This is a genomic window from Pseudomonas sp. R37(2017) (assembly GCF_002113375.1).
In the GTDB taxonomy this organism is placed as follows: Bacteria; Pseudomonadota; Gammaproteobacteria; order Pseudomonadales; family Pseudomonadaceae; genus Aquipseudomonas.
Window position 1 is genome coordinate 260,723 of record NZ_NEHO01000002.1, and the last position, 26,448, is coordinate 287,170.

Genomic DNA, 26,448 nt, shown 5'->3' on the forward strand with positions numbered 1-26,448 from the left:
CATCATGGAACCTCTGGCTACCCAAGTAAACAGGAGCATCCAAGATGAACGGTTTGAGCGATGTGCGGCTGACATTACACAGTCAGGAACTGGCGGCAGGGCAAAAGGACAGTGCACGCAACGCGCCTGTGGGCAATGCGTCATCCGCTCTGGGTCGCTGGGATCTGTTCTGGTGTCGGCTGCATACGCGCAAGGCGTTGCTGGCGCTGACGGCCGATCAGCTCAAGGATATCGGGCTGACACGGGAGCAGGCGCTGGAGGAGGGGCTGAAGCCGTTCTGGCGGATCTGAGTTTTGCAGTGTTCTTCAGGGCCTCATCGCGAGCAGGCTCGCTCCCACAGGGGATTTGTGAACAACGCATAACCACTGTGGGAGCGAGCCTGCTCGCGATGAAGCCGGTACAGACCAAACCAAACCTTCAGACCAACTCTTTTAGCCGGTGCCACAACATCCCCAGCGCCAGCAACGGCGAACGCAAATGCTTGCCGCCGGGGAATGTGATGTGCGGCACCTTGGCGAACAAATCAAATCCGCCGCTGTGCTGGCCGCTGATGGCTTCGGCCAGCAGCTTGCCCGCCAGGTGCGTGGCATTCACGCCATGACCGGAGTAGGCCTGGGCGTAGTACACGTTCGGCTGGTCCTTGAGTCGTCCGATCTGTGGCAGGCGGTTGGCGCCAATGCCGATCATGCCGCCCCATTGATAGTCGATCTTCGCCCCGGACAGTTGCGGGAAGACTTCCAGCATTTTCGGACGCATGTACGCGGCGATGTCTTTCGGGTCGCGGCCCGAGTAATGGCAGGCACCGCCAAACAGCAGGCGCCGGTCCGCCGAGAGCCGGTAGTAGTCCAGCGCCACTCGCTGGTCGCAGACCGCCATGTTCTGCGGCAACAAGGCGTGGGCCTGTTCTTCGCTCAGTGGCTCGGTGGCGATGATGTAACTGCTGGCGGGCAGGACTTTGCCGCTGAGTTCCGGGTTGAGGTTATTGAGGTAGGCATTGCAACCCAGTACCAGGGTTTTGGCGCGCACCGAACCCCCGGCGGTATGGACCTTGACCTCGGGACCATAGTCGATGCGGGTCACGGCCGATTGCTCGAACAACTGGACCCCCAGCCGTTGTGCGGCGGCTGCTTCGCCCAAGGCCAGGTTCAGTGGATGCAGGTGCCCCGAGCCCATGTCGATCAGGCCGCCGACGTAACGCGTGGAGCCGACCACGGTGTGCATCTCGTTGGCTTGCAGCAAACGGGTCTCGTAGCGATAACCGAGACTGCGCAGCTCATCGGCGTCTTCGGCGAAACCTTCAAGGTCGCGGGGCTTGTTGGCGAGGTCGCAGTAACCCCATGTCAGGTCGCAGGGGATCTGGAAGCGCTCGACCCGTTGCCGGACGATTTCCACGGCTTCCAGGCCCATGAGTTTCATCTGTCGCACGCCTTCGACGCCGATGACGTCGGCAAATTGATCGAGACCGTGGCCAACGCCGCGAATCAACTGCCCGCCATTGCGTCCACTGGCTCCCCAGCCGATTTTACGGGCTTCAAGCAACACCACGCGCAGGCCGCGTTCGGCCAGCTCAAGCGCCGTGTTCAACCCCGAGAAACCGCCACCCACCACACAGACATCGGCCAGCACTTCGCCCTTGAGTGCGGGGTGTCCGGGCTGCGGCAGGCTGCTGGCGGCGTAGTAGGAAGCGGTGTGGTCCGCAGCAGGCTGTTGAGCACGGGCAATCATGTGCGTGGTCCTGGTCTGATGTTTAGAAAATTTGACGGAGCATAAGCCGGACCTTCCCGGACGGGCAACATTGGTCGGCTGGCGCTGTCTGGATCGGGGCTTTTGCGTCAGAATCCCGTTTCATTTCGCTATCGGTCACCGCTGCAATGAGCTGCAATAGCCAGACAATCCGCACATTGCGACAGCAGATTCCTTCGTTCGAGTGTGTTCCCGGCTGCCACGACTGCTGCGGGCCGGTGACCACCTCGCCGGAAGAAATGTCGCGCTTGCCGCGCAAGACCCGCGCCGAGCAGGATGCCGCCATGGAAGAACTCAACTGTGTGCACCTGGGGCCCAATGGTTGCACGGTGTATGACGAGCGGCCGCTGATCTGCCGATTGTTCGGTACCACCAAGACCTTGCCATGCCCCAATGGGCGTAGGCCGATGGAGCTGATTCACCCGCGGGTGGAGCAGCAGGTGTTCGAGTATATGGCCTCGAACCGCCAGGTATTGGTTTAAGAGAGACCTAGTCGCCTGTATTCGCGAGCAGGCTCGCTCCCACAAGGACGCCGCCGTACCTGTGGGAGCGAGCCTGCTCGCGAAAGGCGCGCCGCCATCTTCAATCCGGAATCGGCAACGTCAGGCTCTCTTTCACCTCTTCCATCACGATGTAGCTCTTGGACTCGCGCACATGCGGCAGCTTGAGCAGGATGTCGCCCAGCAATTTGCGGTACGAAGCCATCTCGGAAATCCGCGCCTTCACCAGGTAGTCGAAATCCCCTGACACCAGGTGGCATTCCAGCACATGGGGCAATTTGAGCACCGCACGTCGGAACTCTTCGAAAGTATCACCGGACTTGTAGTCCAGGCTGATCTCGACGAACACCAGCAGACTACCCTTCAAATGCTGCGGATTGAGCCGGGCGTTGTAGCCCATGATGATCCCTTCGCGCTCCAGACGCCGGACCCGCTCAGTGCAGGGCGTGGTCGAGAGCCCGACCTTTTCTCCAAGCTCCGTAAAGGAAATCCGCCCGTCCGCCTGCAGGATCCGCAAGATGTTGCGGTCGATCTTGTCCAGCTCGCGTTTGGTCTGAGTGTTGGTACGCATAGGGGATGCGCCTCCGTGAAAAGGGTTTTTGCCGAGAATTGTCGCCAAATATAGGCGTTTATATAGTGAAAAGCACTGGCAAATCTTTTTTACACTGCGCGCATCTGAAGCTCTGAACAACAAACGTCAGCGGTTAGCCGCGATGAGGGATATGAAAATGCGCGTCATGGTCTTGGGTAGCGGCGTCATCGGTACCACCAGTGCTTATTATCTGGCCCGTGCCGGGTTTGAAGTGGTGGTAGTGGACCGGCAGCCGGCTGCTGCCATGGAGACCAGTTTCGCCAACGCCGGGCAAGTCTCGCCGGGTTATGCCTCTCCGTGGGCCGCGCCGGGTGTGCCGCTCAAGGCCATCAAGTGGCTGTTGCAGCGTCATGCACCGCTGGCGATCAAGGCCACTGCCGACATCGACCAGTACCTGTGGATGGCACAGATGCTGCGCAATTGCACCGCCAGCCGTTATGCGGTCAACAAGGAGCGCATGGTCCGTCTGTCCGAGTACAGCCGCGACTGCCTCGATGAACTGCGTGCCGAAACCGGCATTGCCTATGAGGGCCGCAGCCTCGGTACCACCCAACTGTTCCGTACCCAGGCGCAACTGGACGGCGCGGCGAAAGACATCGCCGTGCTGAAAGAGTCCGGTGTGCCGTTCGAACTGCTCGACCGCGAAGGCATTGCCCGCGTTGAACCGGCGCTGGCCAGCGTCACGGACATCCTCGCCGGTGCCCTGCGCCTGCCGAACGACCAGACTGGCGACTGCCAGATGTTCACCACCAAGCTTGCAGAAATGGCAGCAAAACTGGGCGTGCAATTCCGTTTCGGCGAGGACATTCAGCGCCTCGATTTCGCAGGTGACCGCATCAACGGCGTCTGGATCGACGGCAAGCTGGAAACCGCCGACCGCTACGTGCTGGCACTGGGCAGCTACTCGCCGCAACTGCTCAAGCCGCTGGGCATCAAGGCTCCGGTGTATCCGCTCAAGGGTTACTCCCTGACCGTGCCGATCACAAACTCGGCGATGGCCCCGACTTCGACCATTCTCGACGAGACCTACAAGGTCGCGATCACCCGTTTCGACAACCGCATCCGCGTTGGCGGCATGGCTGAAATCGCCGGTTTTGACCTGTCGTTGAACCCGCGCCGTCGCGAAACCCTGGAGATGATCGTCAACGATCTTTATCCTCAGGGCGGCGATCTGGCCCAGGCCAGCTTCTGGACCGGCCTGCGCCCGACCACCCCGGACGGCACCCCGATTGTCGGTGCCACCCCGTTCAAGAATCTGTTCCTGAATACCGGTCACGGCACGCTCGGCTGGACCATGGCCTGCGGCTCCGGTCGCTTGCTGGCTGACCTGATGGCGAAGAAAAAGCCGCAGATCAGCGCCGAAGGCCTCGATATTTCCCGTTATGGCAACAAATCCCAGGAGTCTGCAAAGCATGTCAGTCCAGCGCCAGCTCACCAATGAGCGCATGAGTCAGATCGTCACCCATAACGGCACGGTTTACCTGGCCGGACAGGTGGGCGATGACATGAACGCCGGGATTGAACAGCAGACCCGTGAATCTCTCGCCAACATCGAGCGTTTGCTCGATCTGGCGGGCACCGACAAGCACCATCTGCTGTCGGTGACGATTTACCTGAAAGACATCGACGCGGATTTCGAAGGCATGAACGCGGTGTGGGACAAGTGGCTGCCAAAAGGCGTCGCCCCGGCCCGCGCCACGGTTGAATCGAAATTGTGCGAACCGGAAATCCTGGTTGAGCTGTCGGTTGTAGCCGCTCTGCCATAAGCCTGTCAGAAAGATCCCTCTCCCGGCGCTGTTGGTGGTTGACGCCGTCAGCCAGCGCCGGTTTTTCTTCCCGATAACCCGACCAGAAGTCTGCCGCCATGCGTCCAGCCCGTGCCCTTATCGACCTTCAAGCCCTGCGCAACAACTATCGAGTCGCCCGTGAGCTCACGGGGGCCAAAGCCCTTGCGGTGATCAAGGCCGATGCCTATGGCCATGGCGCGGTGCGTTGCGCCCAGGCGCTGGAAGCCGAGGCGGACGGGTTTGCCGTGGCCTGTATCGAAGAGGCGCTGGAGCTGCGAGCGGCAGGCATCCGCGCGCCGATCCTGCTGTTGGAAGGCTTTTTTGAAGCCGACGAGTTGGCGCTGATCGTCGAGCATGATTTCTGGTGCGTAGTGCATTCGCTGTGGCAACTCGAAGCCATCGAGAAAGCCTCCTTGAGCAAACCCATCACTGTGTGGCTGAAACTCGATTCGGGCATGCACCGCGTGGGGCTGCATCCGGCGGATTACCAGGCGGCCTATCAACGGCTGCTGGCCAGCGGCAAGGTCGCGAAAGTGGTGCTGATGAGCCACTTTGCGCGTGCCGATGAGCTGCACGAACAGGCAAGCAACGAACAGGTGGCGGTATTTGAAGCGGCGCGCAAGGGCTTGTCCGCCGAGGTCAGCCTGCGCAACTCGCCAGCGGTGCTCGGTTGGCCGCAGATTCCGAGTGACTGGGTGCGTCCGGGCATCATGCTCTATGGTGCCACGCCCTTCGAAGAAGCCAATGAAGTCGCCGCGCGCCTGCAACCGGTCATGACTCTGGAATCGAAAGTGATCAGTGTGCGCGAGTTGCCGGCTGGCGAGCCCGTCGGTTACGGCGCCAAATTCATCACCCCTAAACCGATGCGCATTGGCGTGGTGGCCATGGGTTATGCCGACGGCTACCCGCGTTTGGCGCCGACCGGCACGCCAGTATTGGTCGCCGGGCAGCGCAGCCAACTGATCGGCCGGGTCTCGATGGATATGCTCTGCATCGACCTGACCGATGTACCGCAGGCCGGTCTCGGTTCGACCGTCGAGTTGTGGGGCAAAAACATCCTCGCCAGTGACGTAGCCATAGCCGCTGGCACGATTCCTTATCAGATTTTCTGCAACCTGCGCCGGGTGCCAATGCTCTATTCCGGGGCTTAGTGCGCACGGGTCCAGACCGGAAGTCGCCTCGCTGAGCAGGATTCAGGTCAAGGTGTTGTAAATACTGAACGCTGTCGCCATGATAACGCTCACTATTTCAACAATCCTGAATCCTGAATCCTGAATCCTGGAGGCGCAAGCTTTGGACGTCGGTGAACGACTGCAATCCATCCGTAGGCTCAAAGGCCTTTCCCAGCGTGAGCTCGCCAAACGGGCGGGTGTCACCAACAGCACCATTTCGATGATCGAAAAGAACAGCGTGAGCCCTTCGATCAGTTCGTTGCGCAAGGTGTTGGGCGGGATTCCCATGTCCATGGTCGAGTTCTTTTCCGAAGAAATCCTGCAGGAAAAACCGACCCAGATCGTCTACAAGGCCAACGAGCTGATCGATATTTCCGATGGCGCCGTGACCATGAAGCTGGTCGGTCGGGCGCATCCGAGCCGGGCTATCGCATTCCTCAACGAAATCTATCCGCCAGGTGCCGATACCGGTGACGAGATGCTCACCCATGAGGGCGAGGAAACCGGCATCCTGGTCGAAGGAAAACTGGAATTGGTGGTCGGTCTCGAAACTTTTGTCCTCGAAGCTGGCGATAGCTACTACTTTGAAAGTACCAAGCCACACCGTTTCCGAAATCCGTTCGATGCGCCTGCGCGACTAATCAGCGCAGCCACGCCGGCGAATTTCTAAGAAAAGAGGCGTCCTGCCAGCATCGCAGAGGCGCCCGGGTCGTTTTTCCGCCGCCGCCCAAGACCCTTGCGACTTTGGGGTTGTTTCAGTGCGACGGGCTTACCGCTATACTTGCGCCCGCCTGCGAACCGTGGCCGTAGGCGTGACTAGCCACCATTGAGGGTGAACGCGTGAACCTAATTATGAAAATGCTGGCTGCACCAGCAACCGTATTGGCCCTATGGGCTGTCAGTGTCAGCGCTCAGGCTGCGACCAACGACGATATCGCCAAACGCCTTGAGCCAGTCGGCCAGGTTTGTGTTCAGGGTAAAGAGTGCAAGGGCATGGAAGTGGCCTCTGCCGCTGGCGGCGGTGGTGGTGCGAAAACCCCGGATGAAGTGATTGCAAAACACTGCAACGCTTGCCATGGTTCAGGCCTGTTGGGCGCACCGAAAATCGGTGATGCCGCCGCCTGGAAAGAACGTGCCGATCACCAGGGCGGCCTCGACGGCATCCTGGCCAAAGCCATTACCGGTATCAATTCGATGCCACCTAAAGGCACCTGCGCCGACTGCTCCGATGCCGAGCTCAAAGGCGCCATCCAGAAGATGTCCGGTCTGAAATAAGGCGCTGCATCGTTCGCAAAAAACCGTCCAAGGACGGTTTTTTTGTGCCTGTAATTCCGCGCTGCCCCCTGTAGGAGCGAGCACGCTCGCGATGGCGTCGTGTCAGTCAGCACCCATGTTGGATGTGCTGGCCTCATCGCGAGCATGCTCGCTCCTACAGGTTTTGTGGCGGCCGATTGGCATCGACAGGCTGTTCATTGCAGCGAATCCCCGGCAAGCTCGGTCCAACCCCGCGTCATGGAATGTAAGGGAGGACCTGATGGTGCAGCAGTGTTCTATCGAGCAAGCGGTCGATGACGTGTTGGCGAAATTGCCGGCACATATCCACATGGGCCTGCCTCTGGGGTTGGGTAAACCCAACCACTTCGTCAACGCGCTGTACCGGCGCATCGCACAGTTACCCGAGCGCCAGCTGACAATCTATACCGCGCTGTGCCTGGGGCGCCCGCCCTTGGGTGACGGGTTGCAAAAGCGCTTCCTCGAACCCTTCATCGAACGGGTTTTCGGTGATTATCCAGAACTGGATTTCCTCGCCGACCTGCGTCGCGATGACCTGCCGGGCAACATCCACATCCAGCAGTTCTTCATGCAGCCTGGCAGCCTGCTCAACAGTGCCACGGCGCAACAGGATTACGTCAGCAGCAACTACAGCCATGCGGCGCGGGACATCAACGCTGCCGGATTGAATCTGGTGGCGCAACTGGTGGCCAGTCACGTTGAACATCCCGATCGCTTGAGCCTCAGTTGCAACCCGGACATCACCCTCGATCTATTGCCGATGATCGCCAAGCGCCGCGCGGCCGGAGAAACCATCCTGATGGTCGGCCAGGTACACAACGATTTGCCGTACATGCCCGGCGATGCGGAGCTGGGCATCGACACCTTCGACCTGCTGATCGACCAGAAGGACAGCACCACGCTGTTCTCCACGCCGAACATGCCGGTGGGTTGTCAGGACCACTTCATCGGCCTGCATGCCAGCACCCTGGTGCGTGACGGCGGCACGTTGCAGATCGGCATCGGTTCCATGGGCGATGCGCTGACGGCGGCGCTGCTGGCGCGACAGGCCGACAGCGACGGGTACAGGGCTTTGCTGGCAGACGTAAACCTCAGTCACTGGGCACAACTGATCGAGCGCGAAGGTGGCATCGAGCCTTTCGCCAAAGGCCTGTATGGCTGCAGCGAAATGTTCGTCAACGGCTTGCTGGTACTGGCGGATGCCGGAATCGTGCGGCGCAAGGTTTACCCGGACGTGACGAGCCAACATCAGGCCAATGCAGGCACCCTCGACGAAGCCGCACAAACCGACGGCATCTCGGTGCATGGTGGTTTCTTTCTCGGGCCACGCAGCTTCTATGAGCGTCTGCGCGAGCTGCCGCAACGCAAACGGTGTGAATTCAACATGACCCGCATCAGCTACATCAACGAGCTTTATGGACAGGAAGAACTCAAGCGCTTGCAGCGTCTTGACGCGCGGTTCATCAACACCGCGTTCACCGTGACCTTGCTCGGTGCCGCCGTGGCGGATCAGCTCGAAGACGGGCGTGTGCTCAGCGGTGTCGGCGGGCAGTACAACTTCGTGGTTCAGGGGCATGCGCTGCAAGGCGCGCGCTCGGTGTTGCTGCTGCGCAGCTGGCGCGAGTCCGCAGGCGACGTCAGTTCGAACATCGTCTGGGAGTACGGGCACTGCACAATCCCCCGACACCTGCGGGACATCGTGGTCACCGAATACGGCATTGCCGATCTTCGCGGTAAAACCGATGCGGCGGTGATTGAAGCCTTGCTCAATATCAGCGACTCGCGCTTTCAACAGGGGCTGATCGAGCAGGCGCAGAAGGTCGGCAAATTGCCGAAGGATTTCCGTCTTGATCCGCGCTTTACCGAGAACAGCCCGCAGCGGTTGCAGGGGATTCAGGCGCGGCATCCGCAGCTGTTTGCGGAGTATCCGCTGGGTTGTGATTTCACCGGGGTCGAGCGGGATGTGTTGCGGGCGCTGAACTGGCTCAAGAGCAAGTTCAAGCTGAGCGAGGTGCTGGAGCTGGGCAAGGCTGCGCTGGATGCGCCGGAGCCTGCGCTGTTTTCCGAGCATCTGGAGCGGATGCAGCTGGCCAACCCGGAGGGACTGAAGGAGGACTTGTATCAGCGCTTGTTGCTCACGGGGCTGAAGGCCACCGAGCAATGACCAGCCACCAAAAACAACTGTAGGAGCGAGCCTGTTCGCGATGAGGCCGTCACATTCAACATCATAGTTGTCTGTCAGGCCGCCATCGCGAGCAGGCTCGCTCCTACAGGGGTATTGCGGTGTCGCGGCTTACTCGATGAAGGTCACGACGCCATCGGCCAGCGACTTCACGCGAGCCAGGGACTCTACGCGATAACCTTGCGAATCCAGTTCTGCACGGCCACCCTGGAACGACTTCTCGATCACGATGCCCAGGCCTGCCACGGTGGCGCCGGCCTGCTTGATGATCGAGATCAGTGCCTGGGACGCCTTACCGTTGGCCAGGAAGTCATCGATGATCAGCACACGGTCGCTGCTGGTCAGGTGGCGCGGGGAAATGGCCACGGTGCTTTCGGTCTGCTTGGTGAACGAGTACACGGTCGCCGACAGCAGGTTTTCGGTCAGGGTCAGGGACTGGTGCTTGCGGGCGAATATCACCGGCACGCCGAGGTTCAGGCCAGTCATGATCGCTGGCGCAATGCCCGAGGCTTCGATGGTGACGATCTTGGTGATGCCCGAGTCCTTGAACAGCTTGGCGAATTCGTCGCCGATCAGCTTCATCAGGGCCGGATCGATCTGGTGGTTCAGAAAGGCGTCGACCTTCAGTACCTGATCGGAAAGCACGATGCCTTCTTCGCGAATTTTCTTGTGCAGGGCTTCCATGAAGCTGTCCTCAATTGGCGCCTTTGGCGCCGAAGGTCTAGTAAAAGTGGTCAATTCTAGCGCTTTAACATCGCGCGTATATCCGCCAATGCGTTGTTGCCTCGCACGGCTTTGACTTCGGTCGGTGTGTCGTCGTTGCCTTCCCAGGCCAGATCGTCCGGCGGCAGCTCATCGAGGAAGCGGCTCGGGGCGCAATCGATGATTTCGCCGTACTGCTTGCGCTTGGCGGCGAAGGTGAAGGCCAGGGTCTGGCGTGCGCGGGTAATGCCCACGTAGGCCAGGCGACGTTCTTCTTCGATGGTGTCGGCTTCGATGCTGGAGCGGTGCGGGAGGATTTCCTCTTCCATGCCCATGATGAACACATAGGGGAATTCCAGGCCCTTGGACGCATGCAGGGTCATCATCTGCACGCCTTCGGCGCCATCTTCCTCTTCCTGCTGACGCTCGAGCATGTCGCGCAGGACGAGTTTGCCGATGGCGTCCTCGACGGTCATTTCGCCGTCTTCATCTTTCTCCAGGGTGTTCTTCAGCGCCTCGATCAGGAACCAGACGTTACTCATGCGGTAGTCGGCAGCCTTGTCGCTGGAGCTGTTGGTGCGCAGCCAGTTCTCGTAGTCGATGTCCATGACCATGCTGCGCAGGGCCGAGATCGGGTCTTCGCCGGCGCACTGCTCGCGCACCTTGTCCATGAAACGCTTGAAGCGCGACAGACGATCGGTGAAGCGGCTGTCCAGATGCTCGCCCAGGCCGATTTCGTCGGTGGCGGCGTACATCGAGATCTTGCGCTCGGTCGCATAGTTGCCGAGCTTCTCCAGCGTGGTCGAGCCGATCTCGCGGCGCGGTACGTTGATTACCCGCAGGAAGGCGTTGTCGTCGTCCGGGTTCACGATCAGACGGAAGTAGGCCATCAGGTCTTTCACTTCCTGGCGGCCGAAAAAGCTGTTGCCGCCGGACAGGCGATACGGCACCTGGTGATGCTGCAACTTCAGCTCGATCAGCTTGGCCTGGTAGTTACCGCGATAGAGGATTGCGAAATCGCTGTACGGGCGGTCGGTACGCAGGTGCAGGCTGAGGATTTCCATGGCCACGCGCTCGGCTTCGGCGTCTTCGTTGCGGCAACGGATCACGCGGATCTCGTCGCCGTGGCCCATTTCACTCCACAGCTGCTTTTCGAATTCGTGGGGGTTGTTCGAGATCAGCACGTTGGCGCAGCGCAGGATGCGGCTGGTGGAGCGGTAGTTCTGCTCCAGCATCACCACTTTCAAGGACGGGTAGTCCTCCTTGAGCAGCATCAGGTTTTCCGGGCGCGCGCCACGCCAGGCGTAGATCGATTGGTCATCGTCGCCCACCACGGTGAACTGGTTGCGTTTACCGATGAGCATTTTCACCAGCAGGTATTGGCTGGCGTTGGTGTCCTGGTATTCGTCGACCAGCAGGTAACGCACCTTGTTCTGCCACTTTTCCAGGATGTCGGCGTGCTCTTCGAACAGCTTCACCGGCAGCAGGATCAGGTCATCGAAGTCCACCGCGTTGAACGCCTTGAGTGTGCGTTGGTAGTGGGTATAGACGATGGCGGCGGTCTGTTCCTTGGGGTTGCGCGCGTTTTCCAGGGCCTGGGCCGGCAGGATCAGGTCGTTTTTCCAGGCGCCGATCATGTTCTTGATCTCGTCGACACCGTCGTCGCCCGAGTATTCCTTCTGCATGATATCGGTCATCAGGGCCTTGACGTCGGTCTCGTCGAAGATCGAGAAGCCCGGTTTGTAGCCCAGCCGCACGTGTTCCTTGCGGATGATGTTCAGGCCCAGGTTGTGGAAGGTGCACACAGTCAGGCCACGTCCTTCGCCGGCACGCAGCAGGGTGCCGACCCGTTCCTTCATCTCGCGGGCAGCCTTGTTGGTAAAGGTCATGGCCACGATGTACTGGGCGCGAATGCCGCAACTCTGGATCAGGTGCGCGATTTTGCGCGTGATCACGCTGGTCTTGCCGGAGCCTGCACCGGCGAGCACCAAAAGAGGGCCGCCGACGTAGCTCACGGCTTCTTGCTGCCGGGGATTGAGTCGGGACATAGGTAAATTCAGGAGTCAGTCACGAAATGGGCCGGCATTTTAACAGGCTCAGCGAATTGTGCTGCTCTGTCCGACTTGTGACGTACCACGCTATCTGTAATTGCCGGTTTTGTTACTTTCACGCAGGATGCGCAACGAATTTGCGGCTAAGGTTCGTAATTCCAGATACAAAGGGCTCGTTTTGATAACTGATGTGATTGTCATTAGTTATCGGGACGGCATAATGCCCGTCGCCTACATCTTTGCAGAGTCTAGGGAGCTAGCTTGTCTACGCCTGTCGAACCCTTGCGTTTGCTGCTACTGGCCGAAGAGCCGGCGTGGGCAGCGTTGTTGCGCGAGTGTCTGGCTCCTATGGGGAGCTCGGCCGTGCTCATCAGCGCGCCGAGTTGGGAGTCGGTCAGCAGCCTGTTCGATGACAACCGCAGTGCGGTGTTGTTGACCATCCCGCAACTTCAACCGGCGCCGGGCCGTTGCAGCCTGCCGACGGTGTTGCTGCTCGACCATGAGCCGCTGATCCCGCCCGATGGTGTGAGTGACTGGCTGGTGCGCGATCTGCTCGATCCCGGGATGTTGCGCCGTTGCCTGCGCCATGTGCGCGAACGAGGCATCCTGGAAAACACTCTGCAACGCCTGGCCGAGCAAGACCCTCTGACCGGCATCGCCAATCGCCAGGGCTTCCAGACGCTTTTGACAGCGCGACTGGCGGAAAACGACGGTCGTGGCCTGGCCCTCGGTCATCTCGACCTCGACAATTTCCGTTACGCCAACGACGCCCTCGGTCATCAGGCCGGTGACCGCCTGATCCTGCAAGTGGTGGCGCGGCTCAAGAGCCAACTCGAGGCTGGCGATCAACTGGCACGCCTGGGCAGCGATGAATTCGCCCTGCTGATCGACACCCGCCGCGCTCCCCAGCGTGCCGAATGGATGGCCGAACGTATCGGCGAAGTGCTGGCCGAACCTTATTGGGTCGATGGTGAAAGCCTGCTGATCGGCTCTAGCCTGGGCATCGCCCACGCCCGGGCCCAGGCCGGTGCGGACCCGCTGATGTGGCACGCGCATATCGCCATGCAGCAGGCCAAAAGCACCCAGGGCTGCACCTTTCACATTTTCAACGAACGCATCAACCGCAATGCCCGCAGCATTGCCGACCTCGAAACCGAACTGCGCCGGGCATTGCGCCGCGATGAGCTGGAGTTGCACTACCAGCCACGGCTGAACCTCGAAGACGGGCAGATCGTTGGCCTCGAAGCTTTGGTGCGCTGGCGGCATGCCGAGCGTGGCTTGTTGCCGCCGAGCGAATTCGTGCCGCTCGCCGAGCAAAGCGGTCTGATCGTGCCGCTGGGCTACTGGGTGATTTCCCGGGCCTTGCGCGACATGCAGGCGCTGCTTGAGCTGGGTTTGCCGCCGTTGCACATGGCGATCAACCTGTCGTTCCGGCAGTTCCAGGACAGTCAGTTGCTGTCGACCTTGAGTCGCCTGATTGCCGAGCGCGGCGTCGAGGCGCAGTGGCTGGAGTTCGAGCTGACTGAAACCGCCGTGATGCGCCGCAGCGATCTGGTCAAGCAGACCATGGACGCCCTCGGTCGTCTCGGTGTGCGCTTCTCCCTCGACGACTTCGGTACCGGCTTCTCGTCTTTCGTGCACCTCAACAGCCTGCCGATCACCTTGCTGAAGATCGACAAGAGCTTTGTCGGCGGCATGGAGCAACGGGAGGAAAACCGCAAACTGGTCCACGCGATGATCAACCTGGCGCACAACCTCAACCTCGAGGTGGTCGCCGAAGGCGTGGAAACGCCGGAGCAACTGGATCTGTTGCGAGGGTTTGAATGCGATCAGGTGCAGGGTTACTTGATCAGCAAGCCATTGCCGTTGGCCGAGCTGGTGGAGTATCTGATGTTCGGCTGCAATCAGCGGCCAGCACTGGAAATCGTGAGCTGAGTTGGCCACGGAGCCCTGTAGGAGCGAGCATGCTCGCGATGGTCGTCAACGTTAACGCTGGTTGGCAGATACCCCGCGTCGCTCTCAGGTTCATCGCGAGCTTGCTCGCTCCTACAGGGGATTTCAGTCAGGCTGAGCGATTTCGAAGCGCTGCTCTGGCGTCGCTTCGCGCTTGATCATCCGCTTCATCTTCCACTCAAACCCCAGCGTCAGGCTCACCGCCGCGCACGCCAGCCCCAGTGCCAGACCCCACCAGACGCCCGTCGGTCCCCAGTCCAGGTGGAACGCCATCCACCACGCGGCCGGTGCGCCAATCAGCCAATAGCAACCCAGGCCAACGAGGAACGTGGTCTTGGCATCCTTGAGCCCGCGAATGCAGCCCATGGCGATGGTTTGCGTGCCGTCGAACAGCTCGAACCATGCCGCCACCGCCAGCAGGCTCACGGCAAGATTGATGACATCGCGAAACGCCGGGTCGTTGTGGTCGAGAAACAGGCCGACCAACTGGTTTGGCAACAGCCAGAAGACCATGGCGAAACAGAGCATCGCCGCCGCTCCGAACGCAATGCCAACCCGCCCGGCAAGCCGCGCATCCAGCAGTTGCCCGGCGCCGTAATGCTGACCGATGCGCATGGTGATGGCATAGGAAATACCCGCCGGGACCATGAACGCCACGGAAACGATTTGCAGGGCGATCTGGTGCGCGCCCAGTTGCGTGCTGCCCATCGTGCCCATACACAGCGCGGCGAAGGCAAACAGCCCGACTTCCACCGCATAGGTGCCGCCGATCGGCAGGCCCAGGCGCCACAGCTCCTTGAGGTACTGGCGGTTCAGCCGCGACAGGCCCTGACGCAGCGGATAGGCCTCATAAGCCGGATGCCGCCGAATGTGCCACGCCAGTGCAAGCGCCATGAGGTTGGCGACAATCGCCGTGACCAGCCCGATGCCCATCAGCCCCAGTTTCGGCAGGCCGAACATCCCGGTAATCAGCGCATAGTTGAGCAGGAAGTTAGCCACGGTTCCGCCCAGGCTGATGACCATCACCGGCGTCGCCCGGCCAATGGCGCTGGTGAATCCGCGCAGGGCCATGAAGCTCAGGTAGCCGGGCAGGGCGAACGGCAGGAAGATCAGAAACTGCCCGGCCATCTGGACGTTGCTTTCGGTCTGGCCGAACAGCAGCAGCACCGGTTTGAGGTTCCACAGCAGCAAACCGGCGATCAGTGCCATCAGCCACGCCAGCCACAACCCGGCCTGGGTCAGGCGGGTAGCCCCGACAATATCGCCGGCGCCATGACGGATCGCCACCAGGGTGCCGACCGCCGCGATCACTCCGATGCAGAAAATCGACACGAACGAATAAGTCGCCGCGCCGAGCCCGCCACCGGCCAGCGCCTCGGGACTCAGGCGCGCCATCATCAGGGTGTCGGTGAGGACCATCAGCATGTGCGCCAACTGCGAGGCAATCAACGGCCCCGCCAGCCGCAGGATGGCCCAGAGTTCAGTACGTGCTGGATGCTGCATGGTCATCACGCTCGATTATCAAGGGAAACAGGAGAGCACCGATTCTCGGTGCTCTGCGCGCTTTGCACAAAGGGATAAAAAGGATGGATAGCATGATTCAAACTCATGCTGGAGAGTTTCTGCTAGGGTGGGCGAACCCCGCAGTAGGAGCTTTCCCAATGTCCCGTCGTCTTCCTCCCTTGTATGCCCTGCGCGCATTCGAAGCGGCAGCAAGGCACAGCTCCTTTACCCGCGCTGCCGAAGAGCTGTCGATTACCCAAAGTGCGGTGAGCCGGCATATTCGTACCCTCGAAGAGCATTTTGCCTGCCGCTTGTTTCATCGCAGTGGCCGCCACCTGCAACTGACCGAGTCGGCACGCTTGCTGCTGCCGGGCATTCGCGAGGGCTTCAGCGCCCTGGAGCGCGCCTGCAATACCCTGCGCGCCGAAGACGACATCCTGCGCATGAAAGCCCCGTCGACCCTGACCATGCGCTGGTTGCTGGCGCGCCTCAGTCGCTTCCGTCACCTGCAGCCGGGCAATGAAGTGCAATTGACCAGTGCGTGGATGGACGTCGATTCGGTGGATTTCAACGACGAACCGTTCGATTGTGCGGTGTTGCTGAGCAATGGACATTTCCCCCCGGACTGGGAGGCGAGTTACCTGTTCCCCGAGGAGTTGATCCCGGTCGGTGCGCCGAACCTGCGGGGCGACCAGCCTTGGGATGTCGAGCGGCTGACCAATACCGAGTTGTTGCACCCGACGCCAGACAGGCGTGACTGGCGTAACTGGCTGGAGCGCATGGGGCTGGCCGATCAGGTGTCGCTCAAGGGCGGTCAGGTGTTCGATACCCTGGAGCTGGGCATGATCGCCGCTGCGCGAGGCTATGGCGTGTCCATGGGCGATCTGCTGATGGTGGCGGAGGATGTGGCCCAGGGACGCTTGAGTTTGCCGTGGCCGACCGCCGTCGCCAGTGGCGAGTGTTATTACCTGGTTTGGCCGAAAACCCGGCCCGGCGGCGAGCGCATGCGCCGGCTCAGCGACTTTCTGCAAAACGAAGTCCGGTCCATGAAATTGCCGGATGTCGTGCACTTGAACTGAAACGATGAAGGCGCGGCAAAGGCGGCTTCAGGCTATCTCCCCCATTGGATCTCGATAGGCTGCATGGTGAATATTCATCACCGCTTCCTGTCGGTACTCACTGCGTTGCCGGCCGATACTGCAGCGCCTCCGCCAGATGCTCGCGGCTGATCGCATCAATCTGTTCCAGATCCGCCAGAGTCCGTGCCACCTTGAGCAAACGGTGCGCCGAGCGCAGTGAAAGGGTCAGCCGTTCACAGGCGGATTCCAGCCAGTGCTCATCGGCTGTGGATAACTTGCAGTACCGACGCAGGCCAGGCAGATCGAGAAAGGCATTGGCGCAACCCTGACGCTTCTGCTGGCGATCTCGCGCCTCGGCGACAAGCGCCGCGGCACTGGCACTGTCCTCTCCAGGCTTGAGCGTGGGATTCAATGCCGTGGCTTCCCGAGAGACGGTCAGATGCAGGTCGATGCGGTCGAGCAACGGCCCCGAGAGTTTGTTGCGGTAACGCTGCACCATGTCCGGCGTGCAGGAGCAGCGGCCAGTGGGTTCGCCAAGATATCCACAGGGACACGGATTCATTGCCGCCACCAATTGAAATCGCGCCGGAAAGCGCACGCGATCCTTCGCCCGGGAAATGACGATATGCCCGGACTCCATTGGCTCCCTTAGAACCTCCAGCACTTTGCGGTCGAACTCCGGCAGCTCATCGAGGAACAGCACGCCATGATGGGCAAGGGTGATTTCGCCGGGTTGCGGTTTCGAGCCACCACCGACCAGTGCAGGACCCGATGCGGAGTGATGTGGCTGGCGAAACGGCCGCTGCGGCCAGTGGCTCAGCGGTACACAACTGGTGACGGATTGAATGGCCGCCACCTCCAGCGCTTCGCTCTCGGCCAGCGGCGGCAACAGCCCTGGCAATCGACTCGCCAATAGCGTTTTCCCTGTTCCAGGAGGGCCGCTGAACAGCAGGTTATGCGAACCCGCCGCTGCAATCAGCAGTGCCCTTTTGGCTGCTTGCTGTCCCTGTACTTCGCTTAGATCGGGATAAGGCTTGCTGGCGTGCATCAATCCATCGGAGACATAGGGCTCGACCGGCGTATGGCCATTGAAATGCGCCACGGCTTGCAGCAGATGATCCACCGCAATCACCGTCAGCCCCGACGCCAGGCATGCTTCCTCGGCATTTGCCCGCGGGACCATGAGCGAGCGCCCGGCCTTGCGCGCGGCCAATGCGGCCGGCAACACACCCTTCACCGCGCGTACTGCGCCAGACAGGGCCAGTTCCCCCAGGCATTCCACATCGTCCAGCGTCAACGTCGGCACCTGCACACTGGCCGATAGAATCCCAAGGGCAATCGCCAGATCGAACCGCCCGCCATCCTTGGGCAAATCCGCTGGCGCCAGATTCAGCGTGATCCGTCGCGCCGGAAATTGCAGGCCCGAATTGATGATCGCACTGCGCACCCGGTCCTTGCTTTCCTTCACTGCCGCTTCGGGCAGACCGACCATGGTCAGGGACGGCAGGCCGTTGGCCAGATGAACTTCTACGGTGACGGCGGGTGCATCCACGCCAATCTGGGCACGGCTGTGGACGATGGAGAGGGACATGGTCGTTCCTTGAAATTACGGGGAGCCGCTTCCTGCGGTTTTTCAAGGGTAGTCAGGAGATGAGCATTTCGCGTGGTGTCAGGGAAGGTGAGTTTTCGCAGGATGTTGCGAGCCATCGCCGGACGCGCGGGCAGAAAAAAACCGCCATTCAGGCGGTTCTTTGGTAGACAGTTTCAGGCTCTTTTACCGGCAAGTAAGCCAGGAGGTTCAAGGTCTTTGCCGTGAGTTGCAGCGACATCAAGAAATCGTTGTTGATTGGCTGAAATCTTGCCGCCCAGCCGAAGTGCTTCAGCATGATACTGAATGATGAGTAAAAGCTTGGCTTTTCGCTTTCTTTGAATCATGGGCACCTCCTGTGCCTAGGAGTGAGATCGATACTATTAATCGTCCAGGTAAATGACAAGTCGATTGTTCTGGTCGAAGCTGAATCCGAGGTTCTGGTAGTAGGGGACGACATTTGGACCAGGATCCTGAATCTCTATTTCTTTGCACCCCAGCATTCGAGCATAGGTATCTGAAGCCAGCAGTGCCATTGGGGCGATCAAGCCGCGAAGAGGATGAGACCTGTCTGGGTGACCCTGCAAAAGAATGATCTTTATGCAAATAGCGCTTTTACGCGGAGTGGCATAACACAGACCACATAGTTTCTGTTCGTACCAGATGGCCAAATCCAGTCCCTTGGCATCTTTGCACTTCCAGTTCGACACGCTTTCCCATGGGAAGAGTGCAGCTTCCAACCACGGAAGGCAGGCAGTTATCGCAGCTGGAGTTATTGGGTCGAACCTAACCTCCTCGGTGTTGAGTTCCCTAGCCCGAGATTTACAGTCATCGACGAACATTTTATATGCGAGCTTTCGTGCATCTGATTTGTAAGTCTGATTTCGAAGTTCGGTGCCTTTTCCTTTTCTTCTCATTGCTAGCGTCTATCGAGTAACAAGGCGAAAAGCGTAAAGAAAAGGGTGAGGACTGATAAATCAGGCCGGAGCGCCGCTTTTTGTAGGACCCTGCCGAGAAAGATGAAGGACGTCGGTGAAAGAGCGTGGATGGTCTTGCCGGATGAAGGTTGCTGCTTATGATCTCGCTGAATGCAGCCTTGGGAGGCGTGAATGAACAGGAATGGGATGCACCCGATTCATCCTGGCGAAATTCTCAGCGAGGAGTTTTTGAGGCCACTGAGCGTTACAACCAATGCTCTGGCTCGCTCGCTGAACGAGCCAGAGGCGGAAGTAAGCGATGTGGTGAATCAGCGGAGCGGTGTCAGTGTTGGTCTGGCGCAAAAGCTATCCATCCACCTGAACACCACACCCGATTTCTGGCTGAATCTGCAATCGACCTACGAGTTGCGCTCAGCTCAAATAGAGTGTGGTTGAACGTTAAAATATTCAAAGCGACTGCAAGACACGCGAAGCCCGCTTCCACCACGGTTTTACCGGGCGTCTTGCCTGCTCCAGCTCTGTCATCATCTGCGGCACATCTTGCAACCGAATCCATGGCTGGTTGTTCCAGTGCAACAAGCTCAACGACATTTCTGGCCAGTTCAGTTGGCTCAGGGTCGGGCGTTCGATTGAGATTGGTAGCTTGGCGTCTCTGAGGGCGGGGACGACTTCGTGGGTCAACCACTCGCGCAGGCTTCGGTATTCGGGGCAATAGTGATAAATCAACAGAGCGTAGACGCCGGATTCGCTGATTAGCAGGGTGTTTTCGATGCGGCCGTGGATGAATGCCTGGGCGATCTGGTGTTGGTCTGGATCGAGTTTTCGGATGGTGCGTTCGTCGATAAAGAGGCGAAGGAGGCGGCCCAGGTCGCGGGCGCTGAACCAGGGTTGGTTTTCTATTAGAAGGGCGTGGAGGTGGAGTTTGTGGCGGGTGAAAACATGAGGGGTTAGGTAAGAGTCATCTCGATTCATTGATACAGCTCCTTTTGCTTAAGGGCTGCCGGCAATTGTCGCCAAACAATTGGGTGGCAGTTCTACGCGGGTTGGCGAACCGGAGCAAAAGGAACCCGGCAGACCCAAAGGCCTCCCACGCACAACCGCCATGACTCGATGCGGCGGAAATCCCGCCTGAGGATAGTCGTCGTACGCCTTAAGCTTCCAGAGTCGCCAAACCCGGTGCTGAACATTCAGCAGGGGGATGAGCTTAGAGACCGGATGCTTCGCGACGCAATCGGACGGCGGTGTGATGTTTGTAGGACGTTACCGGGATTTTTGCGGGGCTTGAGATCAGAAGATCGCAGCTTGCGGCAGTTCCTACTGGTGAAGCTGAAGGTCGTGCCGACCTTCAATCGCGGGCAAGCCCGCTCCCACAGGGGGCGTGGTGTTACTCGGTCGGCGGATTCAGCTTCGCTTCAAGCTCAGCCACCTTCGCCTCAAGGCTCTCCAGTCGCGCCCGGGTGCGTGCCAATACAACCATCTGGCTGTCGAACTCTTCCCGACTGACCAGATCCAGTTTGCTGAAGCCGCTTTGAAGCAACATTTTGAACTGGCTTTCGATTTCGGCTTTCGGCAGAGGCGTATCGCCGCTGAAGAGGCGAGAGGCGGTGCCGGTCAAGGCGTCGAGGAAGTCTTTTGGCGCGAGCATGGGCAATGTCCTGGAAGCAATGGCGGGCAGTGTATCACGCAGTGTCTATAGTCATTTGCGCGAGCAAGGGGTGCACGGTTTTCGCGCATCGGGACGGACCGTGTCGCACCGTTGTTGTGCGTAACGTGCCGGGTGTTGTCGCGAAGTATCCTCCATTCGCCGTTAAAGGCTTGAAAATAGTCAGTTTTGTGAAAATGGCAAGCTTTCTGCTTAGACGCTGGTAACCCATGCACTGATGCAGTCGCTGTGACGAATGCAGTGCGCCAGGCGAAACGCGGGGAGTGTTTCGCCAGGAGCGGTTAGCTGGCGTCGGACGGGCAGGTAGGGCCGACGATGCGTTACAAAGCCAGGCACTGCGCTTAGACTTGAGACGGGTTTGTTTTCCTGGGGCAAGTCCACCAATTCGGGAGAGAGTTTTCATGAAGCTAGTCACTGCCATCATCAAGCCGTTCAAACTGGACGATGTACGCGAGTCGCTGTCCGAGATCGGCGTGCAGGGCATTACCGTTACTGAAGTCAAAGGCTTTGGCCGGCAGAAGGGTCACACCGAGCTGTATCGCGGCGCGGAATACGTGGTCGATTTCCTGCCCAAGGTGAAGATCGACGTCGCGATCGACGACAAGGATCTGGATCGGGTAATCGAGGCCATCACCAAGGCTGCCAACACCGGCAAGATCGGTGACGGCAAGATCTTCGTGGTCAATCTGGAACAGGCGATTCGCATCCGTACCGGCGAAACCGATACCGACGCAATCTAAGCCGCCACAAACCCAACGCCCCAGGAGAAAACAATATGACTCTGCGTAAATTCGCAGGGCTAGGAGCCCTGCTGTCTATCGTAATGCCCGGCCTGGCCATGGCGGCAGACGAAGTGGCAGCCCCAGTCCTCAATTCCGGCGATACCGCCTGGATGCTGACCTCGACAGCCCTCGTGCTGTTCATGACCATTCCCGGCCTTGCGCTGTTCTACGGCGGCATGGTTCGGTCGAAAAACATTCTTTCCGTGATGATGCAGTGCTTTGCCATTACCGGCTTGATCAGCGTCCTGTGGGTCATTTATGGCTACAGCATCGCGTTCGACACCACCGGCATGGAGCAGGGCGTCGTCAATTTCAATTCCTTCATCGGCGGCATGGGCAAGGCCTTTCTCGCCGGTGTCACTCCAGCCAGCGTGACCGGCCCTGCGGCGCTGTTCCCTGAAGCGGTGTTCATCACCTTCCAGATGACCTTCGCCATCATCACTCCGGCGCTGATCGTCGGTGCCTTCGCCGAGCGGATGAAATTCTCCGCGATGCTGGTCTTCATGGGCATCTGGTTCACCCTGGTTTACGCACCGATTGCGCACATGGTCTGGTCCGGTAACGGCGGCCTGATGTGGGATTGGGGCGTTCTGGATTTCGCCGGCGGTACCGTAGTGCACATCAACGCCGGTATCGCCGGTCTGGTGGCTTGCCTGGTACTGGGCAAGCGCAAAGGTTTCCCAACCACTCCGATGGCTCCGCACAACCTTGGTTACACCTTGATGGGCGCCGCGATGCTGTGGATCGGTTGGTTCGGCTTCAACGCCGGCTCCGCTGCAGCAGCCAACGGCACTGCCGGCATGGCGATGCTGGTGACCCAGATCGCAACCGCTGCTGCCGCACTGGGCTGGATGTTCGCCGAATGGATTACCCACGGCAAACCAAGCGCACTGGGTATTGCTTCGGGTGTGGTGGCCGGTCTGGTCGCCATCACTCCGGCTGCCGGCACCGTTGGCCCGATGGGCGCACTGGTGATTGGACTGTCCGCAGGCGTGGTGTGCTTCTTCTGCGCCACCACCCTGAAACGCAAAATGGGCTATGACGACTCCCTGGACGCCTTCGGCGTGCACGGTGTCGGCGGTATCCTCGGCGCGATCCTGACGGGTGTGTTCGCCGCACCGTCCCTGGGTGGCTTCGGCACTGTGACCGACATCGCCGCACAAGTATGGATTCAGTGCAAAGGCGTGGGCTTCACGGTGATCTACACCGCGATCGCCACCTACATCATCCTCAAGGTGCTGGATCTGGTCATGGGGCTGCGTATCAACGAGGAAGAAGAGGCGGTAGGCATCGATCTGGCGCTTCACAACGAACGCGGCTACAACTTGTAAGCAAGCACATAAAAATTGCCCGGCTTGCCGGGCATTTTTTTGTCTGAAATTTGTCATCGAGGGCTGAGCTGAAAGGTTTTTTCCTACAGGTTTTACGATGTTTGCGTCGGGTGCTTTTGTGCGGTCGGAGGCTTACAGGACTCGAGGAATATTAGGGCCTTTGTTTTTTCCCAGAGCGCGCTAGAATGCGCCCCGAACGTGCGGAGAACTGTATGTGGCAACAGACTCTGATTACCTTGCGGGCGAGACCCCGGGGCTTTCATCTGGTAACGGACGAGTTACTCGCCGGCCTGCCTGAACTCAAGGCGTGTCGGGTCGGTCTGTTGCATTTGTGGCTGCAGCATACCTCGGCGTCGTTGACCATCAACGAGAACGCCGATCCGGCGGTACGTCGCGACTTCGAACGATTTTTCAATCGTCTGATCCCACAAGGAACAGACGGCTATGAGCATAACGACGAAGGCCTGGACGACCTCCCGGCGCACTTCAAGGCCAGCGTGCTTGGCTGTCAGCTCAGTTTGCCGATTTCGGCAGGCCGGTTGGCGTTGGGGACCTGGCAAGGCGTTTACCTGGGCGAGCACCGTGATCATGGCGGTGCCCGTAAAGTCCTCGCCACCGTGCACGGTGAAGAGGCATAACCGCTGGTCAGCAGCGGCTATTGATTTTTTTCCGGTGGCCTTCGACAGAGGGCAAAGCTGGGCTATAACTAATCTGCTTTTCGCAAGTCATGAGGTAGAACATGAGCGACGATGATCTGGAAAACGACGACCTCGAAGTAGGCGACGAAGACGAAACCGAAGAAGGTCTGGAAGCAGCGGCGGACGACGTCGCTGAAGACGACGGCGGTGATGCGCCGGTTACGACCGCCAAAGGCAAGGCCAAGGCAGCGGTATCGGTCGATGAGCTGCCGAGTGTCGAAGCCAAGAACAAGGAACGCGACGCCCTGGCCAAGGCCATGGAAGAGTTCCTGGCTCGCGGTGGCAAGGTGCAGGAAGTGGAGGCCAATGTGGTCGCCGATCCTCCCAAGAAGCCTGACAACAAGTATGGCAGCCGGCCTATCTGAGCCTGCTAGCCGCTTGCCCAAAAAGCCCGCCGTCGCTGCGGGCTTTTTCATGCCTGATGAAACAAAATTCTTGAGTTCGACCCCCTTTGTGGGAGCGAGCCTGCTCGCGAAGAGGCCGGGACATTCAAAATCAATGTCGGCTGAGCCATCGCTTTCGCGAGCAGGCTCGCTCCCACAGGAATCGGGTCAGGCCGAAGTCTTGTTCAACTGCGCCAACAACGCAGGCAGCTCGGTCAAGCTGCGGATCTCCGCATCCGGCAGGCGTTCAGCCTCCCAGATTTTGCCTGCCGGGTTGAACCAGATTGCCCGCATTCCCGCCTGTTGCGCCCCGGCAATGTCATCACCTGGATGATCGCCGATGTGCACCGCCGTATCAGCGGTCGCGCCACCGCGCTGCAATGCCTCCTGGAACAGTCGCGCATCGGGTTTGGCGATGCCGATGTCTTCGGCGCACAGTGCAAACTTGAAGTAGTCCGCCAGGCCCAGTCGACGCACATCGGCGTTGCCGTTGGTGACGACGCCGAGGGCGTAATGATTGGAGAGGATTTCCAGGGTCGGTTCGACCTCCGGAAACACTTCGATCTGATGGCGGGCGTGAAGAAACACTTCAAAGCCCTTGCCCGCCAGGTCCGACGCCTCGTCATGCCCATAACCGGACTCTTCCAGCGCATGGAACAGCACCCGCCGCCGCAGTGCGCTGATGCGGTGCTTGAGGCCTGGTTCGTTGCTCAAGACACGCTCACGAATAGTCCACAGATGTTCCACCGGCACGGCCCCCAGATTGGGTGCGTGCTCGGTCAGCCATTCGCGCAAAACGGCTTCGGCGCTGACGATGACGGGGGCGGTGTCCCACAGGGTGTCGTCGAGATCGAAGGTGATCAACTGAATGCTCATGAATCGTCGCCTTTCATGCGTTTGGCCCGTGGGTGGGCGCTGTCGTAGACCGTGGCCAGGTGCTGGAAGTCCAGGTGGGTGTAGATTTGCGTAGTCTTGATGTCCGAGTGTCCGAGCAGTTCCTGCACCGCGCGCAGGTCCTGGGAGGATTCCAGCAAGTGGCTGGCGAAGGAGTGCCGCAGCATGTGCGGGTGCAGGTTCTGTCCCAGTTCGCGCTCGCCGGCAGCCTTGACCCGCACCTGGATCGCCCGTGGGCCGAGACGTCGGCCTTGCTGGCTGACAAACACCGCATCGTCTGCCGGATTGGCCATTGCCCGCAGCGGCAACCATTGTTCCAGTGCTTCGCGAGCCTTTTTTCCGACCGGCAGCAGGCGGGTCTTGCTGCCTTTGCCGAGCACCTGGACCATGCCGTCTGCGAGGTCGAGTTGATCGAGATTGAGTCCCGTCAGCTCCGACAGCCGCAAGCCGGAGGAATAGAACAACTCCAGAATCGCCTGGTCCCGACGTGCCAGAAAGTCATCTTCAACTCCGCCTTCAAGCAGTTGCAGGGCGCGATCGGTGTCGAGGGTTTTCGGCAGGCGGCGTTCGCCTTTGGGCGGCGAGAGGCCATTGGCCGGATCGTGGTCGCACAGGCCTTCGCGGTTGAGGTAGTGATAGAGCCCGCGAACGGCCGATAGCAATCGCGCCAGGCTGCGGGACGATTGGCCTTGGGCGTGCAGGCGGGCAACCAGGCTACGCAGGCGTTGGATGTCCAGCGCCGCCCAACTGCCGATATTTTGTTTGACGCACCAGCCCAGCACTTTATCGAGGTCGCGGCGATAGGCCGATAGCGTGTGTGGCGACACCTGTCGCTCACTGCGCAGGTGTTCGCAGTAAGCGTCCAGTTGCCGTTCCATGTTCAGCGTACCGAGCGCAGGGAGTTGTTGACCCGTGGCAGCACGCGACCCATGACTTCGGCGATGTAGCTCAGGAACAAGGTGCCCACCGAGCTTTTGTAGTGCTGCGGATCGCGACTGGCGATGGCCAGGATGCCGTGGATGCCTTGGTGACTGATGGCAACGACCGCGGTGGAGCCGATCTGCTTGCGCTGTTCTTCGCCGAACAGGAAGTCCAGTTCGTGCTCGCGCAGGCTGCCACTGACGCTTTTGTCTTCCGAGAGCAGGCCGCCGATGGCCACTTGTGCTTCGGCGTGAGTGGCCCAGCGGCCGACCGGCATGGCGTTGTCACCGAGCAGGATGAGGCTGACGAAGGGCACCTGGAATTCCTGGCGCAGGCTGTCTTCGACACTCATCACCACGTCTTCCAGGCTGGTGGCATCCATCAGCGCCAGGATCAGGCGACGGGTCTTTTCGAACAACCTGTCGTTGTCCCGGGCCACGTCCATCAACTGCGAGAGGCGATGGCGCATCTCGATGTTGCGTTCGCGCAGGATGGTCATCTGACGCTCCACCAGCGACACGGTATCGCCGCGCCGATGAGGAATGCGCAGGGACGGGAGCAGTTCTTCGTGCTCGACGAAGAAGTCCGGATGAGCCTCCAGGTACGCGGCAACAGCCGCCGCCTCCAGGCTTTCGGACGGTGATTCGTCAGCTTGTCGTGCGGGTACCTGAGGCTTGTCGGTCATGGGGTTCG

General features: G+C 59.9%; 27 protein-coding genes. 15 read left to right on the plus strand and 12 right to left on the minus strand.

Going from position 1 to position 26,448, the window contains the following annotated elements:
* The first annotated feature begins 44 nt into the window (after positions 1-44).
* Entirely contained in the window at positions 45-290 is a 246-nt protein-coding gene (locus CAG47_RS04320; RefSeq protein ID WP_085723679.1) for a DUF1127 domain-containing protein, read from the plus strand.
* Positions 291-417: 127 nt separating this feature from the next.
* On the opposite strand, the gene CAG47_RS04325 is transcribed toward CAG47_RS04320, so the two are convergent.
* Positions 418-1,725, minus strand: coding sequence for an FAD-binding oxidoreductase (locus tag CAG47_RS04325; RefSeq protein WP_085723681.1), 1,308 nt, complete (start codon positions 1,723-1,725; stop codon positions 418-420).
* A gap of 146 nt (positions 1,726-1,871) precedes the next feature.
* On the opposite strand from CAG47_RS04325, the gene CAG47_RS04330 reads away from it, so the two are divergent.
* Positions 1,872-2,225 carry a YkgJ family cysteine cluster protein gene (locus CAG47_RS04330; protein ID WP_085723683.1) on the plus strand — a complete coding sequence of 118 codons (354 nt, stop codon included), beginning with the start codon at positions 1,872-1,874 and terminating at the stop codon, positions 2,223-2,225.
* A gap of 100 nt (positions 2,226-2,325) precedes the next feature.
* Here CAG47_RS04330 and CAG47_RS04335 read toward each other — a convergent pair whose 3' ends face one another.
* A complete protein-coding gene (locus CAG47_RS04335; RefSeq protein WP_007975155.1) occupies positions 2,326-2,814 on the minus strand; it encodes an Lrp/AsnC ligand binding domain-containing protein in 489 nt (162 codons plus the stop codon).
* Positions 2,815-2,971: 157 nt separating this feature from the next.
* Here CAG47_RS04335 and dadA point away from each other — a divergent pair, with 157 nt between their 5' ends.
* From dadA to CAG47_RS04365, 6 genes are all read left to right on the plus strand, one after another.
* On the plus strand, positions 2,972-4,276 hold the full coding sequence (dadA, locus tag CAG47_RS04340) for a D-amino acid dehydrogenase (RefSeq protein WP_085723961.1): 1,305 nt from the start codon (positions 2,972-2,974) through the stop codon (positions 4,274-4,276).
* On the plus strand, positions 4,248-4,601 hold the full coding sequence (locus CAG47_RS04345) for a RidA family protein (protein ID WP_085723684.1): 354 nt from the start codon (positions 4,248-4,250) through the stop codon (positions 4,599-4,601). The genes dadA and CAG47_RS04345 overlap by 29 nt, the downstream gene beginning before the upstream one ends.
* Before the next feature lie 98 nt (positions 4,602-4,699).
* Complete coding sequence (gene alr, locus CAG47_RS04350) at positions 4,700-5,773, plus strand: alanine racemase (protein ID WP_085723685.1); 1,074 nt, start codon at positions 4,700-4,702, stop codon at positions 5,771-5,773.
* A gap of 142 nt (positions 5,774-5,915) precedes the next feature.
* On the plus strand, positions 5,916-6,464 hold the full coding sequence (locus CAG47_RS04355) for a cupin domain-containing protein (RefSeq protein WP_007975150.1): 549 nt from the start codon (positions 5,916-5,918) through the stop codon (positions 6,462-6,464).
* A gap of 182 nt (positions 6,465-6,646) precedes the next feature.
* Entirely contained in the window at positions 6,647-7,069 is a 423-nt protein-coding gene (locus tag CAG47_RS04360; protein WP_085723687.1) for a cytochrome c5 family protein, read from the plus strand.
* A 259-nt stretch (positions 7,070-7,328) separates the two neighbouring features.
* Entirely contained in the window at positions 7,329-9,251 is a 1,923-nt protein-coding gene (locus tag CAG47_RS04365) for an acetyl-CoA hydrolase/transferase C-terminal domain-containing protein (protein ID WP_085723689.1), read from the plus strand.
* A 129-nt stretch (positions 9,252-9,380) separates the two neighbouring features.
* Here CAG47_RS04365 and CAG47_RS04370 read toward each other — a convergent pair whose 3' ends face one another.
* Both CAG47_RS04370 and rep read right to left on the minus strand, forming a co-directional pair.
* Complete coding sequence (locus tag CAG47_RS04370; protein WP_085723690.1) at positions 9,381-9,953, minus strand: xanthine phosphoribosyltransferase; 573 nt, start codon at positions 9,951-9,953, stop codon at positions 9,381-9,383.
* 56 nt (positions 9,954-10,009) lie between these two features.
* Positions 10,010-12,019: a DNA helicase Rep gene (gene rep, locus CAG47_RS04375; RefSeq protein WP_085723692.1), complete on the minus strand. Its 2,010-nt coding sequence runs from the start codon at positions 12,017-12,019 to the stop codon at positions 10,010-10,012.
* Between the two features lie 264 nt (positions 12,020-12,283).
* Here rep and CAG47_RS04380 point away from each other — a divergent pair, with 264 nt between their 5' ends.
* Positions 12,284-13,957 carry a bifunctional diguanylate cyclase/phosphodiesterase gene (locus tag CAG47_RS04380; protein ID WP_085723693.1) on the plus strand — a complete coding sequence of 558 codons (1,674 nt, stop codon included), beginning with the start codon at positions 12,284-12,286 and terminating at the stop codon, positions 13,955-13,957.
* Positions 13,958-14,080: 123 nt separating this feature from the next.
* On the opposite strand, the gene CAG47_RS04385 is transcribed toward CAG47_RS04380, so the two are convergent.
* Positions 14,081-15,478: a NorM family multidrug efflux MATE transporter gene (locus CAG47_RS04385; RefSeq protein ID WP_085723962.1), complete on the minus strand. Its 1,398-nt coding sequence runs from the start codon at positions 15,476-15,478 to the stop codon at positions 14,081-14,083.
* A 158-nt stretch (positions 15,479-15,636) separates the two neighbouring features.
* On the opposite strand from CAG47_RS04385, the gene CAG47_RS04390 reads away from it, so the two are divergent.
* Positions 15,637-16,557 carry a LysR substrate-binding domain-containing protein gene (locus CAG47_RS04390; protein WP_085723695.1) on the plus strand — a complete coding sequence of 307 codons (921 nt, stop codon included), beginning with the start codon at positions 15,637-15,639 and terminating at the stop codon, positions 16,555-16,557.
* Positions 16,558-16,654: 97 nt separating this feature from the next.
* Here the strand turns inward: CAG47_RS04390 and CAG47_RS04395 are convergent, their stop codons facing one another.
* Together CAG47_RS04395 and CAG47_RS28635 are read right to left on the minus strand one after the other, a co-directional pair.
* Positions 16,655-18,148: a YifB family Mg chelatase-like AAA ATPase gene (locus CAG47_RS04395; RefSeq protein WP_085723697.1), complete on the minus strand. Its 1,494-nt coding sequence runs from the start codon at positions 18,146-18,148 to the stop codon at positions 16,655-16,657.
* A 173-nt stretch (positions 18,149-18,321) separates the two neighbouring features.
* Positions 18,322-18,492, minus strand: coding sequence for a hypothetical protein (locus CAG47_RS28635; RefSeq protein WP_177408912.1), 171 nt, complete (start codon positions 18,490-18,492; stop codon positions 18,322-18,324).
* A 762-nt stretch (positions 18,493-19,254) separates the two neighbouring features.
* On the opposite strand from CAG47_RS28635, the gene CAG47_RS04405 reads away from it, so the two are divergent.
* A complete protein-coding gene (locus CAG47_RS04405) occupies positions 19,255-19,518 on the plus strand; it encodes a HigA family addiction module antitoxin (RefSeq protein ID WP_085723701.1) in 264 nt (87 codons plus the stop codon).
* Positions 19,519-19,530: 12 nt separating this feature from the next.
* Here the strand turns inward: CAG47_RS04405 and CAG47_RS04410 are convergent, their stop codons facing one another.
* Together CAG47_RS04410 and CAG47_RS04415 are read right to left on the minus strand one after the other, a co-directional pair.
* On the minus strand, positions 19,531-20,055 hold the full coding sequence (locus CAG47_RS04410; protein WP_085723702.1) for a Bro-N domain-containing protein: 525 nt from the start codon (positions 20,053-20,055) through the stop codon (positions 19,531-19,533).
* Between the two features lie 412 nt (positions 20,056-20,467).
* The gene (locus tag CAG47_RS04415; protein WP_046038993.1) at positions 20,468-20,728 is read right to left on the minus strand and encodes an accessory factor UbiK family protein; all 261 of its coding nucleotides are present in this window, start codon (positions 20,726-20,728) and stop codon (positions 20,468-20,470) included.
* Positions 20,729-21,147: 419 nt separating this feature from the next.
* Here CAG47_RS04415 and glnK point away from each other — a divergent pair, with 419 nt between their 5' ends.
* From glnK to sutA, 4 genes are all read left to right on the plus strand, one after another.
* Positions 21,148-21,486 carry a P-II family nitrogen regulator gene (gene glnK, locus CAG47_RS04420; RefSeq protein ID WP_002555808.1) on the plus strand — a complete coding sequence of 113 codons (339 nt, stop codon included), beginning with the start codon at positions 21,148-21,150 and terminating at the stop codon, positions 21,484-21,486.
* Positions 21,487-21,521: 35 nt separating this feature from the next.
* Complete coding sequence (locus CAG47_RS04425; RefSeq protein WP_085723705.1) at positions 21,522-22,859, plus strand: ammonium transporter; 1,338 nt, start codon at positions 21,522-21,524, stop codon at positions 22,857-22,859.
* Between the two features lie 212 nt (positions 22,860-23,071).
* Entirely contained in the window at positions 23,072-23,497 is a 426-nt protein-coding gene (locus CAG47_RS04430) for a secondary thiamine-phosphate synthase enzyme YjbQ (protein WP_008015517.1), read from the plus strand.
* A 101-nt stretch (positions 23,498-23,598) separates the two neighbouring features.
* Positions 23,599-23,922: a transcriptional regulator SutA gene (gene sutA, locus CAG47_RS04435; RefSeq protein WP_085723707.1), complete on the plus strand. Its 324-nt coding sequence runs from the start codon at positions 23,599-23,601 to the stop codon at positions 23,920-23,922.
* Positions 23,923-24,108: 186 nt separating this feature from the next.
* Here sutA and CAG47_RS04440 read toward each other — a convergent pair whose 3' ends face one another.
* From CAG47_RS04440 to CAG47_RS04450, 3 genes are read right to left on the minus strand one after another with little or no spacing between them, the layout of a single operon-like run.
* Positions 24,109-24,816, minus strand: a complete 708-nt coding sequence (locus CAG47_RS04440; protein ID WP_085723709.1) for an HAD family hydrolase — start codon at positions 24,814-24,816, stop codon at positions 24,109-24,111.
* Complete coding sequence (gene xerC, locus CAG47_RS04445; RefSeq protein WP_085723711.1) at positions 24,813-25,712, minus strand: tyrosine recombinase XerC; 900 nt, start codon at positions 25,710-25,712, stop codon at positions 24,813-24,815. The genes CAG47_RS04440 and xerC overlap by 4 nt, the downstream gene beginning before the upstream one ends.
* 2 nt (positions 25,713-25,714) lie before the next feature.
* Positions 25,715-26,440, minus strand: coding sequence for a DUF484 family protein (locus CAG47_RS04450; RefSeq protein WP_085723712.1), 726 nt, complete (start codon positions 26,438-26,440; stop codon positions 25,715-25,717).
* Between the last annotated feature and the right edge of the window lie 8 nt (positions 26,441-26,448).

Coding starts and splice junctions, on each gene's coding strand:
- CAG47_RS04320 (WP_085723679.1), top strand. CDS start 45: ATGAACGGTTTGAGCGATGTGCGGCTGACATTACACAGTCAGGAACTG.
- CAG47_RS04325 (WP_085723681.1), bottom strand. CDS start 1,725: ATGATTGCCCGTGCTCAACAGCCTGCTGCGGACCACACCGCTTCCTAC.
- CAG47_RS04330 (WP_085723683.1), top strand. CDS start 1,872: ATGAGCTGCAATAGCCAGACAATCCGCACATTGCGACAGCAGATTCCT.
- CAG47_RS04335 (WP_007975155.1), bottom strand. CDS start 2,814: ATGCGTACCAACACTCAGACCAAACGCGAGCTGGACAAGATCGACCGC.
- dadA (WP_085723961.1), top strand. CDS start 2,972: ATGCGCGTCATGGTCTTGGGTAGCGGCGTCATCGGTACCACCAGTGCT.
- CAG47_RS04345 (WP_085723684.1), top strand. CDS start 4,248: ATGTCAGTCCAGCGCCAGCTCACCAATGAGCGCATGAGTCAGATCGTC.
- alr (WP_085723685.1), top strand. CDS start 4,700: ATGCGTCCAGCCCGTGCCCTTATCGACCTTCAAGCCCTGCGCAACAAC.
- CAG47_RS04360 (WP_085723687.1), top strand. CDS start 6,647: ATGAAAATGCTGGCTGCACCAGCAACCGTATTGGCCCTATGGGCTGTC.
- CAG47_RS04365 (WP_085723689.1), top strand. CDS start 7,329: ATGGTGCAGCAGTGTTCTATCGAGCAAGCGGTCGATGACGTGTTGGCG.
- CAG47_RS04370 (WP_085723690.1), bottom strand. CDS start 9,953: ATGGAAGCCCTGCACAAGAAAATTCGCGAAGAAGGCATCGTGCTTTCC.
- rep (WP_085723692.1), bottom strand. CDS start 12,019: ATGTCCCGACTCAATCCCCGGCAGCAAGAAGCCGTGAGCTACGTCGGC.
- CAG47_RS04385 (WP_085723962.1), bottom strand. CDS start 15,478: ATGCAGCATCCAGCACGTACTGAACTCTGGGCCATCCTGCGGCTGGCG.
- CAG47_RS04390 (WP_085723695.1), top strand. CDS start 15,637: ATGTCCCGTCGTCTTCCTCCCTTGTATGCCCTGCGCGCATTCGAAGCG.
- CAG47_RS04395 (WP_085723697.1), bottom strand. CDS start 18,148: ATGTCCCTCTCCATCGTCCACAGCCGTGCCCAGATTGGCGTGGATGCA.
- CAG47_RS28635 (WP_177408912.1), bottom strand. CDS start 18,492: ATGATTCAAAGAAAGCGAAAAGCCAAGCTTTTACTCATCATTCAGTAT.
- CAG47_RS04405 (WP_085723701.1), top strand. CDS start 19,255: ATGAACAGGAATGGGATGCACCCGATTCATCCTGGCGAAATTCTCAGC.
- CAG47_RS04410 (WP_085723702.1), bottom strand. CDS start 20,055: ATGAATCGAGATGACTCTTACCTAACCCCTCATGTTTTCACCCGCCAC.
- CAG47_RS04415 (WP_046038993.1), bottom strand. CDS start 20,728: ATGCTCGCGCCAAAAGACTTCCTCGACGCCTTGACCGGCACCGCCTCT.
- glnK (WP_002555808.1), top strand. CDS start 21,148: ATGAAGCTAGTCACTGCCATCATCAAGCCGTTCAAACTGGACGATGTA.
- CAG47_RS04425 (WP_085723705.1), top strand. CDS start 21,522: ATGACTCTGCGTAAATTCGCAGGGCTAGGAGCCCTGCTGTCTATCGTA.
- CAG47_RS04430 (WP_008015517.1), top strand. CDS start 23,072: ATGTGGCAACAGACTCTGATTACCTTGCGGGCGAGACCCCGGGGCTTT.
- sutA (WP_085723707.1), top strand. CDS start 23,599: ATGAGCGACGATGATCTGGAAAACGACGACCTCGAAGTAGGCGACGAA.
- CAG47_RS04440 (WP_085723709.1), bottom strand. CDS start 24,816: ATGAGCATTCAGTTGATCACCTTCGATCTCGACGACACCCTGTGGGAC.
- xerC (WP_085723711.1), bottom strand. CDS start 25,712: ATGGAACGGCAACTGGACGCTTACTGCGAACACCTGCGCAGTGAGCGA.
- CAG47_RS04450 (WP_085723712.1), bottom strand. CDS start 26,440: ATGACCGACAAGCCTCAGGTACCCGCACGACAAGCTGACGAATCACCG.